General features: G+C 71.0%; 17 protein-coding genes. 8 read left to right on the forward strand and 9 right to left on the reverse strand.

Translation table 11 applies throughout. The annotated features are described in order from the left end of the window. Positions 1-145 precede the first annotated feature (145 nt). Complete coding sequence (locus DEJ05_RS09885; protein ID WP_111110316.1) at positions 146-922, reverse strand: TetR/AcrR family transcriptional regulator; 777 nt, start codon at positions 920-922, stop codon at positions 146-148. Positions 923-1,077: 155 nt separating this feature from the next. Between DEJ05_RS09885 and DEJ05_RS09890 the strand changes: the two genes are divergently transcribed. Then, a complete protein-coding gene (locus DEJ05_RS09890) occupies positions 1,078-2,001 on the forward strand; it encodes an NAD-dependent epimerase/dehydratase family protein (protein WP_111110317.1) in 924 nt (307 codons plus the stop codon). A 116-nt stretch (positions 2,002-2,117) separates the two neighbouring features. Here the strand turns inward: DEJ05_RS09890 and DEJ05_RS09895 are convergent, their stop codons facing one another. From DEJ05_RS09895 to DEJ05_RS18095, 3 genes are all read right to left on the reverse strand, one after another. After that, positions 2,118-3,458, reverse strand: a complete 1,341-nt coding sequence (locus tag DEJ05_RS09895; protein WP_146245074.1) for a fibronectin type III domain-containing protein — start codon at positions 3,456-3,458, stop codon at positions 2,118-2,120. 304 nt (positions 3,459-3,762) lie between these two features. Continuing rightward, entirely contained in the window at positions 3,763-5,571 is a 1,809-nt protein-coding gene (locus tag DEJ05_RS09900; RefSeq protein ID WP_071245939.1) for a DEAD/DEAH box helicase, read from the reverse strand. A 92-nt stretch (positions 5,572-5,663) separates the two neighbouring features. Then, on the reverse strand, positions 5,664-6,128 hold the full coding sequence (locus DEJ05_RS18095; protein ID WP_163343313.1) for a MarR family winged helix-turn-helix transcriptional regulator: 465 nt from the start codon (positions 6,126-6,128) through the stop codon (positions 5,664-5,666). 96 nt (positions 6,129-6,224) lie between these two features. On the opposite strand from DEJ05_RS18095, the gene DEJ05_RS09910 reads away from it, so the two are divergent. Then, a complete protein-coding gene (locus DEJ05_RS09910) occupies positions 6,225-8,399 on the forward strand; it encodes an MDR family MFS transporter (protein WP_111088885.1) in 2,175 nt (724 codons plus the stop codon). A 76-nt stretch (positions 8,400-8,475) separates the two neighbouring features. Then, the gene (locus DEJ05_RS09915) at positions 8,476-9,063 is read left to right on the forward strand and encodes a TetR/AcrR family transcriptional regulator (protein ID WP_051596480.1); all 588 of its coding nucleotides are present in this window, start codon (positions 8,476-8,478) and stop codon (positions 9,061-9,063) included. A gap of 340 nt (positions 9,064-9,403) precedes the next feature. Here the strand turns inward: DEJ05_RS09915 and DEJ05_RS09920 are convergent, their stop codons facing one another. The 3 genes from DEJ05_RS09920 to DEJ05_RS09930 form a co-directional block, all read right to left on the reverse strand. Beyond that, positions 9,404-9,826 (reverse strand): hypothetical protein, encoded by a 423-nt coding sequence (locus tag DEJ05_RS09920; RefSeq protein WP_111110319.1) that lies wholly within the window; start codon positions 9,824-9,826, stop codon positions 9,404-9,406. Beyond that, on the reverse strand, positions 9,823-10,389 hold the full coding sequence (locus tag DEJ05_RS09925; RefSeq protein WP_181440699.1) for a nucleotidyltransferase domain-containing protein: 567 nt from the start codon (positions 10,387-10,389) through the stop codon (positions 9,823-9,825). The genes DEJ05_RS09920 and DEJ05_RS09925 overlap by 4 nt, the downstream gene beginning before the upstream one ends. Positions 10,390-10,500: 111 nt before the next feature. After that, positions 10,501-11,259, reverse strand: a complete 759-nt coding sequence (locus DEJ05_RS09930; protein ID WP_027464432.1) for an SDR family NAD(P)-dependent oxidoreductase — start codon at positions 11,257-11,259, stop codon at positions 10,501-10,503. Positions 11,260-11,327: 68 nt separating this feature from the next. On the opposite strand from DEJ05_RS09930, the gene DEJ05_RS09935 reads away from it, so the two are divergent. Further along, complete coding sequence (locus DEJ05_RS09935; RefSeq protein WP_027464431.1) at positions 11,328-11,906, forward strand: TetR family transcriptional regulator; 579 nt, start codon at positions 11,328-11,330, stop codon at positions 11,904-11,906. Positions 11,907-11,954: 48 nt separating this feature from the next. Then, positions 11,955-12,365 (forward strand): VOC family protein, encoded by a 411-nt coding sequence (locus DEJ05_RS09940; RefSeq protein WP_111095667.1) that lies wholly within the window; start codon positions 11,955-11,957, stop codon positions 12,363-12,365. A 19-nt stretch (positions 12,366-12,384) separates the two neighbouring features. Here the strand turns inward: DEJ05_RS09940 and DEJ05_RS09945 are convergent, their stop codons facing one another. Continuing rightward, entirely contained in the window at positions 12,385-12,654 is a 270-nt protein-coding gene (locus DEJ05_RS09945; protein WP_111110321.1) for a hypothetical protein, read from the reverse strand. Positions 12,655-12,748: 94 nt separating this feature from the next. On the opposite strand from DEJ05_RS09945, the gene DEJ05_RS09950 reads away from it, so the two are divergent. The 3 genes from DEJ05_RS09950 to DEJ05_RS09960 all read left to right on the forward strand — a co-directional run bounded on the left by DEJ05_RS09950 (position 12,749) and on the right by DEJ05_RS09960 (position 15,443). Further along, a complete protein-coding gene (locus DEJ05_RS09950; protein ID WP_111110329.1) occupies positions 12,749-13,624 on the forward strand; it encodes a DUF808 domain-containing protein in 876 nt (291 codons plus the stop codon). A gap of 135 nt (positions 13,625-13,759) precedes the next feature. Next, positions 13,760-13,984, forward strand: a complete 225-nt coding sequence (locus DEJ05_RS09955; RefSeq protein ID WP_111110322.1) for a VOC family protein — start codon at positions 13,760-13,762, stop codon at positions 13,982-13,984. A 61-nt stretch (positions 13,985-14,045) separates the two neighbouring features. Beyond that, a complete protein-coding gene (locus DEJ05_RS09960; RefSeq protein WP_111110323.1) occupies positions 14,046-15,443 on the forward strand; it encodes an FAD-binding oxidoreductase in 1,398 nt (465 codons plus the stop codon). Between the two features lie 120 nt (positions 15,444-15,563). On the opposite strand, the gene DEJ05_RS09965 is transcribed toward DEJ05_RS09960, so the two are convergent. Then, entirely contained in the window at positions 15,564-15,959 is a 396-nt protein-coding gene (locus DEJ05_RS09965; protein ID WP_111024640.1) for a hypothetical protein, read from the reverse strand. Positions 15,960-16,329: the final 370 nt, after the last annotated feature.

Below are 16,329 nucleotides of genomic sequence, written 5' to 3' on the forward strand. Positions count from 1 at the left end.
GTGGTTCCGGCCGGCAGCTGCCCCGGAGGGCACCGTGCCGGTCGTCCGCTCCGGTCATCGGGCACGACCTCGGCGTGACGACCTGTCTACCGCACGGGCGGGGCCTCTGTCAGGCTGCGCACCCGATCTAGGGACAGCACGCGCGTCAGAACGTGGCGGTGAACCCCAGGTCATCCGCCAGGCGCACGATGACCTGGTCGAAGTAGGCGGCTGGGTCGGACACGGAACCGACGAAGTGCCCGAAGAGCTCGAACGAGATCGTCCCGAACACCGTCGTCCAGGCCATCAGGGTGCGGACCAGGACCTCGTCGGGCAGGGTGATGCCGAACGAGCGCAGGGTGGCGACCCCGTCGGCGACGGCGGGACCGGCCACCCCGGGAGCCGCCGTGGGCGCGGTGGGTGATCCGGGCCTCCCGGCCGGCCCCGGCGTCGACGTGACGGACGAGTCCGACGCACCGGACGCACCAGGCGCACCGGATGTACCGGAGCCGACGGCGTCCGCGACCACGCGCACCAGCGCCAGCGCCGTCCGCGACGCGGGCACGACGGTCTCGCGCGGCGCCGCGTAGCCGGGCACAGGCGAACCGAACAGCAGCGCGAAGTCCCCCGGATGCGCGATCGACCAGTCGCGGATCGCCCGGCACATCGCGACCCAGCGCGCCCCGGGAGCCGGTCCGGCGGCGGCACCGGCGGCTTCGACCGCGGCGCCGAGTTCGTCGTAGTCGGTGATGAGCAGGGCCGTCAGCAGGTCGTCGCGGCTCGGGAAGTACCGGTACACGGCCGACGAGACCATCCCGACGTCACGGGCGACGGCACGCAGGCTGAGGGCGGCCGGACCCTCTTCGGTCAGGCGGGTGCGTGCCGCGGCCAGGATGTCCGCGGTGACCGTCTGCCGTGCGAGTGCTCGGGCGGTGGGTGCCATCCGACGATCCTGGCACGAGAGAGCAGCGCACACAAAGGAGAGCACTGCTCTTGCTTTCGCGTAAGCGAGCCGTCATGCTCGATTCCGAGAGCGGTGCTCTCGCAACGACCACGAAGCGATCGACCAAGAAGCGATCAACCAGGAAGCAGGAGCCCATGCCCCACCACCTCATCGTCGGCGCCGGCCCCGTCGGCCGGCACGTCGCGGAGCTGTTGACCGTCCGGGGCGACCGCGTCACCGTCGTCTCCCGCTCCGGTCGCAGCACGGGCATCGCCGGTGTCGAGCACCTCGCGCTCGACGCCTCCGATGCCGACGCCCTCTCCCGCGCCACCGAGGGAGCAGCCACCCTCTACAACTGCGCGAACCCCGGCGACTACACGCAGTGGGAGCGCACCTGGCCCCCGCTCGCCGCAGCCCTGCTCACCGCGGCCGAACGCACCGGGGCGACCTACGCCATCACCGGGAACCTGTACCCGTACGGCCCGGTCGACGGGCCGATGCACGAGGGACTGCCGGACGCCGCCACCGACCACAAGGGGGTGCTCCGGGCGACGCTGTGGGCCGATGCCCTCGCTGCGCACGACGCCGGCCGGGTCCGCGCCGTCGAGGTCCGCGCCTCGGACTACCTCGGCCCCGGGATCGGCGCGAACGGGCACGTCACCCGCGTGCTGCCGGCGGCACTGCGGGGCCGGGCGGTGTCGATGGTCGGTCGCACGGACCTGCCGCACACCTTCACCGACGTGCTCGACGTCGCCCGGACCCTCGTCGCCGCCGCCGAGGACGAGAGCGCCCACGGCCGCACGTGGATGGTGCCGAGCAACGCAGCGCGGACGCAGCGGCAGGCCCTCACCGACGTCCTCGCGGCGGCGGGGACGCCCGCTGTGGCGGTGCGCCGGATGCCCGCGGCCCTGTTCCGCGTCGGCGGGCTCGTGTCGCCGATGATGCGCGAGCTGGCCGACCTGACCTACCAGTGGACCGCGCCGTACGTGGTCGACGACCGCGAGAGCCGGGCGCACTTCGGCATCGAGCCGACCCCGTGGGACGAGGTGTGCCGCCGGACGGCCGCCGGCGCGGCCTGAAACAAAGCCGCCGACACCGCCACCGCCACCGCCGGCGCCACAACCCGCCGACGCCACACACGGAAGAGGGTGGGACGCGCCGTTGCGTCCCACCCCCTTCCGCCTCGCACCGCCGGTCAGATCACCAGCAGCCTCGAGTACTGCGCCGCGTCGAGCTGCTGCGCAGCTCCACCCGCAGCGGGGACCTTCCACAGCCCGACCGAGGGGCCGCTGTCGATGGAGACGAACACGTCCCCGTCGGCGGAGGCGGCACCCAGGTGCTCGCCACGCGACCCGGCGGTCAGCCCGGTGACCGGCACGGTCGACGTCCCGCCGCTGCCCACCACGAGCTTGTCCGGGATGCCGCGGTCGATCGTGCAACCGGTCGGGCTGGTCGGGTACTCCGACGGGGCGGGGCAGAACTGCGCCGACTGCAGGAGCGAGAAGCCGTCCGCGTTCGCGGCGGCGTACTCGAACGCGTACCGCGGTTCGATCTTCGTCAGTTCGGTCGCCCCGGGCTTGAGCTGGTACCAGATCCACGACCCGGCGGCACCGGGCGAGCGGATGTCGACGTAGACGTTGCCCTGCGAGTCCGCGAGCACACCGGCGGGGTAGCCGACGGTCGAGCCGGCGGGCCCGGTGAACGTGCGGGGCGCGATGCCGGTGCCCTTGACGTACGGCTGGCTGACGGTTCCGCCGAGCACGACGACCTTGCCGTCCGGGGTGACCGTCCAGAAACGCTGATCGCTCCCGACGGCCTTGCCACCCAGGTCCAGCACGACCTTCGGGGTCGAGGTGCCGACGGACAGCTTCTGCACCGCACCGCTCACCGAGTCCACCCAGTACAGGTTGCCCTCGGCGTCGGAGCGCAGGTCCGGGGTCAGGTGCAGGCCGGACGCGATGATCGAGACCCCGCTGCCGTCGGCCGGGTCCCGCAGGATCTCGGTGCCGTCCGCCGACGGGGTGAACACGTCACCGTCGGCGTTCGCGGTGAAGCCTTCGCCGTCCGTCGCGACGACGGTCTCCGCACCGCTGCCGGAGTCCGCGAACCGTACGACGTCACCGTTGCCGTCGAGCGCGAACAGCGACTGCGTCGTCTCCGGCTCGGGCACCGACGGTGACGTCCAGCGCAGCGTGATCGTGCGGCCGGTCCCCCGGTGGCCGAGGGCACGCACCGAGAAGCGGTACGTGGTCGCGGGCGAGAGCTCGTCGAACCGGTCGGAGCGGGCGCGCGGGTGGAGTCGGTCGACCTGGCGGTCGTGGCGGTTCGCAACGGCGGCGACCGCGACCTTCCAGCCCGTCACCTTCGCGCCGTGCTTCGGGCCGCGCCACGTCAGCGTGGCACTTTCCGCATCGCCGGTGACGCGGACGGCGGTCGGTGCGCCCGGCACCGACGGAGAGGTGTGCGCCGTCGCCGGCACCGCACCTCCGAAGACGAGCGCCGCGGCGGCGACCGCGGTGATGAGTGCTCGGTACACGATGGTTCCCCTGCCTTCCCCGCGGCTCCCTGCGTCACGGCTCCAAGTATCACAGCACCGCGCTGCCCCCAGGGGAACGCCTGCGGGTCGGATCTGCGGTTCCCCGCACCGCAAGATGCCGCAGGGCCGGACCGGCAGACGCCGTCGTGTTCCCGACACGCCGCCGAATCCGACGGCGTCTCGCCGACTCGGCGGCGTGGAACCGACACGACGGCGTCTCGCGGGCACGGGACCGGCACCGATGACGGACGGGAGGCCCGGTGCCAGCTGGCACCGGGCCTCCCGTCAGAAAGGGGGGCGCGTCTCAGTAGCGCGGCTTGCGCTCCGGACGGTCGTCGCGGTCGTCGCGGCGGCCACCACCACGGCGGTCCGCACGGATCTCGATGAGCTTGCCGCTGATCCGGGTGTCGGTCAGGCGGTCGAGCACACCGGGGTCCATGTCGGCCGGCAGTTCGACGATCGAGAAGTCCGGTCGGATCTGGATCGCACCGAAGTCGTCGCGGCGCAGGCCACCCTCGTTGGCCAGGGCACCGACGATCTGGCGCGGCTCGACGCGGTGACGACGGCCGACCTCGATGCGGTACGGCGACATCGGCTGCGAACGGCGCGGGCCACGGTCGCCGCGGTCACCACGGTCGCGGTCGCCACCACGGTCGCCGCGATCGTTGCGGCCGCCACGGTCGTCGCGGGCACCACGCTCGTCGCGTTCGCTGCGGCGGGCGTCGCGCTCCATCTGGCTGCGGAGGGCGTCGTCGGCGGCGGTGAGGAGCAGCGGCGAGTCGCCCTGCGCCACGACGGCCAGGGCAGCGGCGACGTCGTCCGAGGGGACGTCGTGGTGCTCGACGTAGTGCGCGATCACGTCGCGGAAGGCCGCGATCCGGCCCTGGTCCTCGAGCGCCGCGGTGATGGCGTCGTCGAAGCGGGTCAGGCGCGTCTCGTTGACGTCGTCGATGGTCGGCAGCTGCATCTGCGTGAGCGGCTGCTTGGTGTGGCGCTCGATCGCGGACAGCAAGCGACGCTCACGCGGGGTGACGAAGCTGATCGAGTCGCCCGAGCGGCCGGCGCGACCGGTCCGGCCGATGCGGTGGACGTAGGACTCGATGTCGACCGGGATGTCGAAGTTCACGACGTGCGTGATGCGGTCGACGTCGAGACCACGGGCGGCGACGTCGGTGGCGACCAGGATGTCGAGCTTGCCCGACTTCAGCTGGTTGACCGTGCGCTCACGCTGGGCCTGGGCGACGTCACCGCTGATCGCGGCGGCGGCGTACCCGCGGGCACGGAGCTTCTCGGCCAGGGTCTCGGTCTCGCTCTTGGTGCGGACGAAGATGATCATGCCCTCGAAGTCCTCGACCTCGAGGATGCGGGTGAGCGCGTCGACCTTCTGCGGGTACGACACCATCAGGTAGCGCTGCGTGATGTTCGCGGCGGTCTTCGTCTTGGTCTTGACGGTGATCTCGGCCGGATCGGTCAGGTACTGCTGCGAGATGCGGCGGATCTGCGCGGGCATCGTCGCCGAGAAGAGCGCGACCTGCTTGTCGTCCGGGGTGTCGGCGAGGATCGTCTCGACGTCCTCGGCGAAGCCCATCTTGAGCATCTCGTCGGCCTCGTCGAGCACCAGGTACTTCAGCTCGGACAGGTCGAGCGTGCCCTTCGCCAGGTGGTCCATGATGCGACCGGGGGTGCCGACGATGACGTCGACGCCGCGGCGCAGGGCGGAGAGCTGCACGCCGTACGCCTGGCCGCCGTAGACCGGCAGGACGTGGACGTTCTTCATGTGGGACGCGAACTGCTCGAACGCCTCGCACACCTGCAGAGCGAGCTCGCGCGTCGGGGACAGCACGAGCGCCTGGGGCTTCTTGCTGCCGGACTCCATGCGGGACAGGATCGGCAGCGCGAAGGCCGCGGTCTTGCCGGTACCGGTCTGTGCCAGGCCGACGACGTCGCGCCCGGCGAGGAGGGTGGGGATGGTGGCTTCCTGGATGGCGGAAGGGGTCTCGTAACCGATGTCCTTGACGGCCTTGAGCACAGCGTCGCTCAGGCCGAGATCGGCGAACGTCACCACGGGCCCGTCGTCGAGGGTCTCAGTGGTGGGGGTGGTGTCCGTGCTCATACCACCAACGGTATCTCGAATGCGCGCTCCGCAGGGACGGGAGGCCCGTGGCGGGCCCCGCCACGGGCCTCCCGTCCGTCCCGTTGGTCACGTCAGGAGCGCGTGGTGCCGATCCCCAGGACCGCGTCCGCCCGGTCGTTCAGTCGCGTCAGCATCTCGGCGAGCGAGCGCAGCTCGTCCGAGGCGAACTCCTCCGTCAGGTCGTCGAACACCTCGGCTCCGGCGGCGTCCAGCTCGTCGAGTAGCCGTCGGCCGGCGGGGGCGAGCGTGACGAGCGTGGCGCGGCCGTCCGCGGGGTCCGGCGATCCGATCAGGTGTTCGGCCTCGATCAGCGAGGCGACCCGGCGGCTGATCACCGGGCGCGACAGCCCCGTCGCGTCGGCGATCGCGGTCGCCCGGACCGGGCCGTGCCCGGCGACGGCGCGCAGGATCACGCGGGCCGTCGGGTCGAGGCCGCCTCGGGACTCGATGAGCGAGGAGCGCAGGGTCTGCCGGACCCACAGCCGGTCGAGCTGGGATCGCAGGAGTCGCTCGGCGGCACGCCGGTCGTCGGTCACGCGCTCAGCGTAGCGGGCACATTTAGTTGCTTGCCGGAAGCAACAGATGTATCGTTGCGCGGTCTGCAAAGTTTCACAGCCAGAAAAAGGAGTTCGATGACCGCCACCGCACCAGTCTCGGTGCAGCACGGTCGGCACACCGCCGAGGCCCCCGCGGCCTCCGGAGGCGCCGGCCAGCAGCCGCTGATGACCCACCGTCAGATCCTCCTGGTGATCTACGGCCTGATGGCGGGCATGTTCCTGTCCTCGCTCGGCCAGACGGTGTTCGGCACGGCGATCCGCACGATCGGCGACGACCTGCACGGGCTCGACCAGCAGGCCTGGGTGACGACCGCGTACCTCATCACCTCGACGATCGCGACGCCGATCTACGGCAAGCTGTCCGACATCTTCGGCCGCCGCCCGCTGTACATCTTCGGCATCGTCGTCTTCATCCTCGGCGCCGTCCTGTCGTCGATGTCCACCTCGATGCTCATGCTCGCCGCCTTCCGCGCGGTGCAGGGCATCGGTGCCGGCGCGCTGATGTCGCTGCCGCTCGCGATCATGGGCGACATCCTCGCCCCGCGTGAGCGTGCCAAGTACCAGGGGTACTTCCTCGCCGTCTTCGGCATCTCGTCCGTCATCGGCCCGCTCATCGGCGGTCTGCTCGCCGGTTCCTCCGAGATCCTGTGGATCACGGGCTGGCGCTGGGTGCTCCTGATCAACGTGCCGATCGGCGTCGCGGCGCTCCTCATGGTCATCGTGTTCCTGCACCTGCCGAAGGTGCACGGCGCCGGCGACGCGAAGCCGAAGGTCGACTGGTGGGGCGCGACCGCCGTCATCGTCACCCTCGTGCCGCTCCTGCTCGTCGCCGAACAGGGCCGCATCTGGGGCTGGGGCTCCCCCGCCGCCATCGCCTGCTACGTCGTCGGTGTCGTCGGCCTGATCGGGCTGCTGCTCATCGAGTCGAAGATGGGCGACGCGGCGATCATCCCGCTCAAGCTGTTCCGCTCGGGCACGTTCTCGATGGCGACCGTCATCGGGTTCCTGGTCGGCTTCGCGATGTTCGGCGCGATGCTCACGATCCCGCTCTACCTGCAGATCGTCGTCGGGCTCACCCCGACCGAGTCCGGGTTCGCGACCCTGCCGCTCGTCGGCGGTCTGATGATCGCCTCGATCACGAGCGGTCAGATCGTCGCCCGCGTCGGCCGGTACCGGATCTTCCCGGTCATCGGCACCGCGCTCGTCTCCGCCGGCTACGTCGTCCTGACCTTCATGTCGATCGACAAGCCGCTCTGGTTCCTGATGATCGGCATGTTCCTCATCGGACTTGGCCTCGGCTCGGTCATGCAGTCGCTGACCCTGGCGTCGCAGGGCTCCGTCGAGGCTCGTGACATGGGCGTCGCCACGTCGTCCGCCACGTTCTTCCGCCAGATCGGTGGCACGCTCGGCACCGCCGTGCTGCTGTCCATCCTGTTCTCGGTGATGCCGGCGAACATCCTGACCGCGACCGCGAACCAGAAGGACCTCGGTCCGGCGCTCGACGCCGCGCTCAACCCGACCGTCGCCAGCGCGAAGGCGAACCAGGGCGCCATGGACAAGATCTGGACGCCCGTCGTCACCCCGCTGACGAAGACCGTGCAGTCGCAGCTCGACGCCGCCTCGGCCAAGGCGAAGCAGGCCGCCGACGCCGCGGTCACCGAGCAGGTCACCGCGGCCGTGCAGCAGCAGGTCGCCGCGGGTGCCGTGCCCGCCGCAGCAGCGCAGACCGTCATCGACCAGCAGGTCGCCGCGGCCACGCCGGCCGCCGAGCAGTCCGCACTCGAGCAGGTCGCCGACCAGGCGCACGCCAGCGTGCAGGACGGCACCGTGTCCGTCGACTGGTCGAACGCCTCGCAGCGCTCGTACTGGGTCGACGAGCTCACCCCGGAGCTGGCGAAGAAGATCGACGACGGCAACACCACGAGCGACAGCGCCACCAGCACGAACGACACCTCGTTCCTGACCGGTGCGGACAGCCGCCTGACCCGGCCGTTCATGGCGGGCTTCAACGCCTCGTCCGTGACGATCTACTGGGTCGGTCTCGGCGTCATCCTGCTCGCGTTCGTGCTGACCTGGTTCTTCCGGGTGCCGCCGCTGCGCCAGCGGTCCGCGCTGCAGGAGCAGGCCGACATGTCCGCCGAGGCGCAGCTCGAGGCCGAAGCCGGCGCCGCCGCAGCCGAGGCCGGCTCGTTCACGGGCCCGATGACCGGGTCCGTGCCGACCGGATCCACGCCGACGCACCGTCGGTGACCGACCGGGGCGTCCGTCCGTGCCCCCTTTCCGGGCGGGCGCCCCTCCCACACACTGCAAACCACCAGGAGTCCACGTGATCACCACCCCGGCAGCGGCTGCGGCAACGGAGCCGTGCACGCTGCGTGAACGAAAGAAGCAGCAGACCCGGCAGGCGCTGCACGACGCAGCGCTCACGCTGGTGTCCGCGCACGGGCTCGACGGCGTCACGGTCGAGCAGATCTGCGCCGACGCCGACGTCTCCCCCCGCACCTTCTTCAACTACTTCTCGTCGAAGGCGCACGCGGCGCTCGGGCTCGACTCCGTCGAGGTCCCGGAGCGCTCAGCGGCCTGGTTCGCCGAGGCCGACGGTGCCCTGGTCGACGACCTGTGCGCCCTGGTCGCGGCCACCGTCCCGCTCTCGCAGGACCGCCGTCGCATGAAGGAGCTGCTCGTACTCCGGCCGGAGATGTCCTCGATGGTGATGCAGTGGATGGCCGAGTCGCGCCAGTCCCTGCTCAGCGTCGTCGGCACCCGCACGGACGCGCAGACCGCCCGCACCGCGGTGACCCTGGTGATGTCCGCGCTCAGCGAGGTGGCGCACCGCGAGACCGTGCGGAGCAACGACGAGCTCGCGGACCGGCTCCGTGCCGTCGTGCGCGAGATGGCGGCGCTCGTCTCCTGACGCGGGGCCCTTCGGGCGTACCTGGTCGAATCGGGCGTACCTGGTCGAATCGGGCGTACCTGGTCGAATCGGGCGTACCGGGCAGGAACTTCCTGCCAGGTACGCCCGATTCCGCTTTCCAGCGCACGCACTCTGGGAAGGAACCGCGCGTCGTCGACGCGACCGAGGGGCGGACGGGAGGCCCGTGGCGGCGTCGCCACGGGCCTCCCGTCCGTCAGGTGGTTACGCCCTGACGCCGCCGCGCCGGTCGGTGCCACACGAGTGCGTCACGCGAGCGGTCGCGGGCGAACCGGAGCACGCGCAGTACGACGATGTCGTGGTCGCCCGCTCGACCAGCGCGTCAGACCGACCGCGCGGCTGCCTCGAGTGCCTCAGCGGCTTCGCCGGCGCGCACGATGTCACCGTCGCTGACCGACCTCGCGTTGTACTCGGCCTTGGTCTTCACCGCCAACAGCACCTCGAGGTGCTTCGCGACCGCTGGCCCGGCAGCTGCGCGGAGCACGGGCACCGCCTCGTGGTGCGCTCCCGATCGCGAGTAGTTGCCGGTCCGAGCCACGCAGATCGCGTCAGCCGCAGCGATGCCGCTGAGGACGCACTGTGTGACGAACGCGTTCGCGAACTGTGAACCGGCGCTGAACACCCCTCCGTCACCACCCAACGCGCGGAGGACGTCAGCGGCGTCGAGGAACTCCGTCGCCTTGGCGAGCCGGCCCCTCCGGAACGAATCGTCGCCCGGTGCGGTGGCGCCGGTTCGCGGGGTCATCCGTTCAGCGGACGGAGCTTCCGGGACAGCCAACGACCGTCACCTGCGATGGGAATCCCGTCCCGAGCAACCGACGCGAGGAGCGGATCGGTGCCCTCGATCTCGTCCTCGTCGAAGACGACCGGCCGCACGGCGTTGCCGGTCCAACGACCGGCTGCGCGGCACAAGGCGTGGATCTGGTCCTCGGCGTCCGGGCGTCGGCCGCGAGTGACGACGAAGCAGAGATCGAGATCGCTGTCCGGGCGCATCGCACCACGGGCTCCGGATCCGAAGAGCGCGGCGTACCGGAGGGGGATCGACCGACAGCCGGATCTGAGTCGTTCGAGCAGGGCACGCCGGAGGTCGGCCAGGGCGGTGACCGCATCGGCGGCGAGGTGTTCTCGGTTCAGGGTGAAGGACTTCGTCCGTCCGGTCCGGTGCCCGTCGACGAGGCCCTGCTCGACCAGTCGATCCGCACTGTTCCGGACCCCGGCGTACGACCGGCCCGGTACCAGGCTGCAGATGCCCGCGATCGTCAACGGTCCTGAGGCCAGTGCCAACACCGCGAGGACATCGCCGTCCACGGAGGTGGTGACTGTCGCGAGGGGAGATTGCAACTGCATGGAGATGTCCGATCAGATCGAGTAGAAATCTACCACTCCAGGTAGATTTCTACTCGTATCTGAGCAAATCCGTCAGACGACGGACCAGCCACCATCGCTCGGCAGCACCGCGCCGTTGACGTTCGCCGAGTCGTCGCTCAGCAGCCACGTGATCGCGGCGGCGAGCTGCTCGGGCTGGGCCACCGGCGGGATGGTGGTCTGCATGATCGGACCGACCCGGCGGGCCGCGTACTCGCTGCGCATCGGCGCCTCGATGTTCGTGGCGACCGCACCCGGCGCCACGGCGTTCGCCCGGATGCCCTGCGGCCCGTGGAAGAACGCGACGCTCTTGGTGTACCCGGCGATGGCGTGCTTCGACGAGGTGTAGGCAGCACCGGCGGCCGAGGCCTTCAACGCAGCCTCGGACGCGACGTTCACGACCGATCCCTTGCCGGCGGCGATCATCAGCGGCAGCACCGCGCGGGTCAGGCGCATCGGGCCGGTGACGTTGACGCTGAAGACACGCTCCCAGGTGGCGTCGTCGACCTCGTCCGGCGGCAGGAACGCGTCCATGATGCCGGCGACGTTGGCGAGTCCGTCCACCCGGTCGCCGGCGGCGGCGATGAGTGCGTCGATGGTCTCGCTCGCGGCGACGTCACCGACGACGGTCTCCACGGCGAAGCCCTCGAGCTCCGTGCGGAGTGCGTCGAGCCGCTCGGCCACGACGTCGGTCGCGATGACCCGCCCGCCCTCGTTCGCGATGCGTGTCGCCGTGGCGCGTCCGATGCCGGAACCCGCTCCGGTGACGATGATGGTCCTGCCGGTGAACCGTCCGGCGGTGGTGTCGGTCATGTGGTCTCCTCGATGCGGGGCGCTCACTGCGCCACACCGGTTATAGCACTCAGTGCCGAAAGGTCTCCATGAGCTCGACGAACGACCGTCCGACGGGGCGCCCGCGCACCATCGACCCCGACGCCGTGTCCCTCGTCGCACTCCGGCTGTTCGACGACCAGGGCTTCGACGCGGTGTCGATGGACGACGTCGCCGCGGCGGCCGGGGTGAGCCGTCGGTCCCTCTTCCGGTTGTTCCCGAACAAGGCGGCGCTGGTGTGGGGCGGTCTCGACGAGTTCGCCGCACGGTTCCGCGAGGCCCTGCGGTCACGGCCGGCAGACGAACCCTCGGCGGTGGCGCTCCGGGCGGCCTACCGGATCGGAGCGACGTTCCCGGACGACGCCGTCGAGGTCACCCGACACCGCCTCCGGGTCATCCGCGCGAACCCGTCGCTCGAGCACGTCGGCGCCGCGACGGTCACGGCCCTGACCGACGAGATCCTGCGGTACGTGGCCGAGCGGGACGGGGTCACCGCCGACGACCTCGCCGTCGCCGTGCGCGCCCACACGCTGGCCGCCGCCGCGAGCGCCGCACTGACCTGGTGGGCACTGCACGGCGACGGCCGTCCGGAGGACGTCCTGGAGCGCGCACTGGCGCTGCTCGACTGACGAGCCCCGGGGTTCCCGCACGCCGCACTCCGGAGTACCTTGCCGGGCATGCACACGACCGGACCCGCGCCGTACTTCCAGTTCGCCGGCACCGCCAGGCAGGCCCTCGAGCACTGGCAGCGGGTGTTCGGCGGCGAGGTGCAGATCGCGACCTATGCGGACTTCTCCCGCACGGACGGCCCGGCCGACGCCGTCGCGCACGGCCAGCTCACCGGCGAGCTGCAGCTGTTCGCCGCGGACGCGAGCGAGGGCGACACCCCGTTCGCGGCGACCGGGCTGCTCTTCTCACTGCTCGGCGCCGCGGAACCGGACGTCCTGCGTCGGTGGTTCGACCAGCTCGCCGAGGGCGGCACGGTGATCGACCCACTGCAGCAGCGCCCGTGGGGCGACTGGGACGGCACCGTCCGCGACGCGCACGGGGTCACCTGGCTGATCGGGTTCGAGGACTCCGCGCGCTGAGTCCGGCGCGCTGCAGCGCCTACTGCTGGTCGGACGGCAGCAGCGGCGCCCAGAAGGCGTCGGGACCGTCGGCCTGCACCGCGTCGCGCTCGAACCGGAACCCGTAGTCACGCACGAAGTCGAGGGCCGCGGCCTGCTCGTCCTCGGCTTCGTCGTGGTCCGCGTCGAACAGGTACACGCCGTGTCCCATCGCGACACCGGCGTCGCTGATGACGGAGAGGTCCCAGCGCCCCTGCTCGGAACGCTCGATCCGGACGACGGCGGCCTGGGATGCGGTGAAGTCAGCCATGCCGCGAGCCTACGGACGCCCCGCGGCTGGCGTTCAGGATGCTCCGCGGCCACTACGCTGTGCACGGTCACAGGTCAGACGAGTGGAGAACGCATTGTCAGTCGGATTGCTCGCCGTGGTGGACGACATCCTCTCCGCAGCCCTCAAGGCCAGCGCGAAGACCGCCGGGGTCGTCATCGACGACGCCGCCGTCACGCCCCAGTACGTCCAGGGCCTCGAGCCCGCTCGTGAACTCCCCGTCGTCGGGCGCATCGCCCTCGGCAGCCTGTTCAACAAGTTCATCATCATCATCCCGCTGGCGTTGCTGCTCACGGCGTTCGCACCCGGGGTGCTGCCGTGGCTGCTCCTGCTCGGCGGCACGTACCTGTGCTTCGAGGGTGCCGAGAAGGTCACCGAGTGGTTCGGTGTCCACCACGAGGGCGGGTCCGACGAGGCCGTCACCGAACCGAAGCTCGTCTTCGGCGCCATCCGCACCGACCTCATCCTGAGCACCGAGATCATGCTCATCGCGCTGGCGGGCCTCGACCCCGACCTGGGGCTCTGGCCGACGCTCGGCGCCCTGATCGTGATCGGTCTGGTCATGACGGCCGTCGTCTACGGTGCCGTGGCACTGCTCGTGAAGGTCGACGACATCGGCCTGCAGATGATGAAGAACTCGGTCCGCCGCACCCGTCGGATCGGTGCCCGCATCGTCCGCGCGATGCCGATGGTCTTCCGGGTCATCAGCGTCATCGGCACGGTCGCGATGCTCTGGGTCGGAGGACACCTGGTCATCGCGAACCTGGCCGAGACCATCTGGCACGGACCGTACGACCTGCTGCACGTGATCGAGCACGCACTCGAGGCCGCAGGCCCCGTCGTCGTCTGGATCGCCGACACCGCCGTGTCCGCCGTGGCCGGCCTCGTGCTGGGCATGGTCGTCGTCGGCATCGTGCTGGGCATCGGCCGCCTGCGCGGCACGCAGCACTGACGCGGCTGCGCGACGGACGGGAGGCCCGTGGCGGCCTGGCACCGTGCCTCCCGTCCGGCGCACCGTGCGCCCACCGCTGACGGTGCGGGCCGCGCTCAGCGGACGCCGGTCGTGCATCGTCGTATCCTCGGCGCCATGGCAACGGTGCGACAGGTCCAGGTGACGTTCGACTGCGCCGAGCCGGACGTCCGGGTCGGCACCGGGATGGTCGGTGCCGAACGGCTCGCGGCCCTCGACGCCGAGAGCGCCCGGCTGGTCGGGCTCGGCGCCACCCAGGTCCGTCGGATGACGGCGGACCGGGTGAACGAGTCGTGCATCGTCATGCAGGACGTCGAGGGCAACGAGTTCTGCCTGGACTGACCGGCGTATCGTCGACGGACCCGAACCGCATCGCCGCGCCCCGGAAGGACCCGCACCCCGCATGACCGTCACCGCCGCATCCGCCACCGCAGCCGACGCCACCGCCCTCGAACACCTGCTGGGGTCCGACCAGGTCCTCCGCGACCCGGAGTCGCTCGAGCGCTACCGCCGCGACGACGCCGAGTGGGCCGACTCCACGGCACCGCTCGCCGTGGTCCTGGCACGCAGCACCGACGACGTCGTCACCGCCGTCCGCTGGGCAGCCGCCGCCGGCCTCCGGGTCGTCCCCCGCGGTGCTGGCACCGGCCTGTCCGGCGGCGCCAACGCGATGGCCGACTCGATCGTCGTGTCGCTCGAGCGGATGGACCGGGTGCTCGAGGTGAATACCGACGAGCGGTACGCGGTCACCGAACCCGGCGTCATCAACGACGCACTCCGCGCCGCGGTCGCCGAGCACGGCCTCTGGTACCCGCCGGACCCCGCGAGCTCGGCGATCTCGACGATCGGCGGCAACGTCGCGACGAACGCCGGCGGCATCTGCTGCGTCAAGTACGGGGTCACCCGCGACTACGTGCTCGGCATGACCGTCGTGCTGGCCGACGGATCGGTGGTCGAACTCGGCCGCCGGACCGCGAAGGGCGTCGCCGGGTACGACCTCACGGGGCTGATGGTCGGCTCCGAGGGCACGCTCGGCATCGTCGTGTCGGTCACGGTGCAGCTGCTCCCCCTGGCGGGCCGTGACGAACGGGCGGTGATCGGGTACTTCCCCTCGCTGACCGCGGCGGGCGACGCCGTGGCCGCGATCTCGCGGGCGGGGATCATCCCCGCGGCACTCGAGATCGTCGACCGCACCTGCCTGCGCGCCGTCGACGACTGGATGCACCTCGGGCTGCCGGCGGACGTCGACACCCTGCTGCTCGCCCGGGTCGACGAGCGCGGTGCCGCCGGGGACGCGATCGCCGACCACGTCGCGGACGTCTTCGCCGAGGCCGGTGGCACGGACGTCGAGCGAGCCACCGATCCCCAGGACATCGACCGGCTGTTCCAGGCCCGCCGACTCGCCTACCCGGCGCTCGAACGGCTCGGTCCGGTGCTGACCGAGGACATCTGCGTGCCGCGGAGCGCGGTGCCCGAGATGCTCCGGCGGATCCAGGTGACCGCGGACGCACAGGACGTCACGATCGCCAACATCGCGCACGCCGGCGACGGCAACCTGCACCCGCTGATCATCGCGCCCGAGGGCGACGACGCCGCGAAGGCCCGCGCGAAGACCGCGTTCGACCAGATCGTGGCGGACTGCCTGGCGCTCGGCGGGACCGTGACCGGTGAGCACGGCGTCGGCCTGCTGAAGCTGCCGGGCCTGCGCGTCGAGCTCGGTGACCGTGTGCTCGCGATGCACCGCTCCGTCAAGGACGCGCTCGACCCGGCGGGGACCCTGAACCCGGGCAAGGCGTTCTGACCCGAGCGGACGACGGACGGGAGGCCCGGTGCCAGCTGGCACCGGGCCTCCCGTCCGTCAGGTGGTCGCGTTCAGCGACCGGTGTGCGTCACGCAGGAGCGCATCCGCACGCACGCGCACTCAGTGGCGACGGAAGTACCCGTTCGCGCCGCCGACGTACATCAGGATCGTCGCGATGAGCACTGCGACGCCACCGATCCAGCCGAAGGCGTTGCCACCCGAGGCCGCGCCGACGCCGACACCGATGAGCTGCAGGACCGCGAGGACCGTCAGCACGATGCGGGCCCAGTTACGGCCGTCGCGCATCTTGAAGACGATGATGAGCTCGATCACGGCGAGGATGAACGCGAAGATCGCGCCACCGACGAGCGGGGCGGTGCCGACACTGTCAGCGACGTCGGCGGAGGAGCCCGACGTGAGGTTGATGATGCCCTGCAGGATGTTCGCCAGGACCACCACCAGCCAGATGACGAACGCGACGGTGACGGACGTGGGACGACTGGACGTCGATGCCATGGGGAGTGCCTTTCTCGATGGACCGCGTTCAGCGGCCTCACAGCGAACGTACTTGGAGGCGTGAGCGCTGTCCGGATGCGCCCGAAGGTCACAGAGCGGTAACGACGGCAGATCCGTCCAAACCCTTCGCCGGAGGGTGCCGAATCACCTGCAACGACCGGGAAACACCCGGAGCGCTCACCAGCCGCACATCGCTGGTTCTCCACCCCACCAAGGGTGTGTTCGGCGCGCACACAGCAGCCGCGCCGAGCGCGACAACAGCAAAGGACTGATCACGATGCGTAAGAGCCTCAAGACCTCCATCACCCTCGCCACGACCGGCGCCCTCGTCCTCGGCGGTGCCGCGTTCGGGATCTCCTCCGCCCAGGCC

The organism is Curtobacterium sp. MCLR17_045 (genome assembly GCF_003234405.1).
Lineage (GTDB): Bacteria > Actinomycetota > Actinomycetes > Actinomycetales > Microbacteriaceae > Curtobacterium > Curtobacterium flaccumfaciens.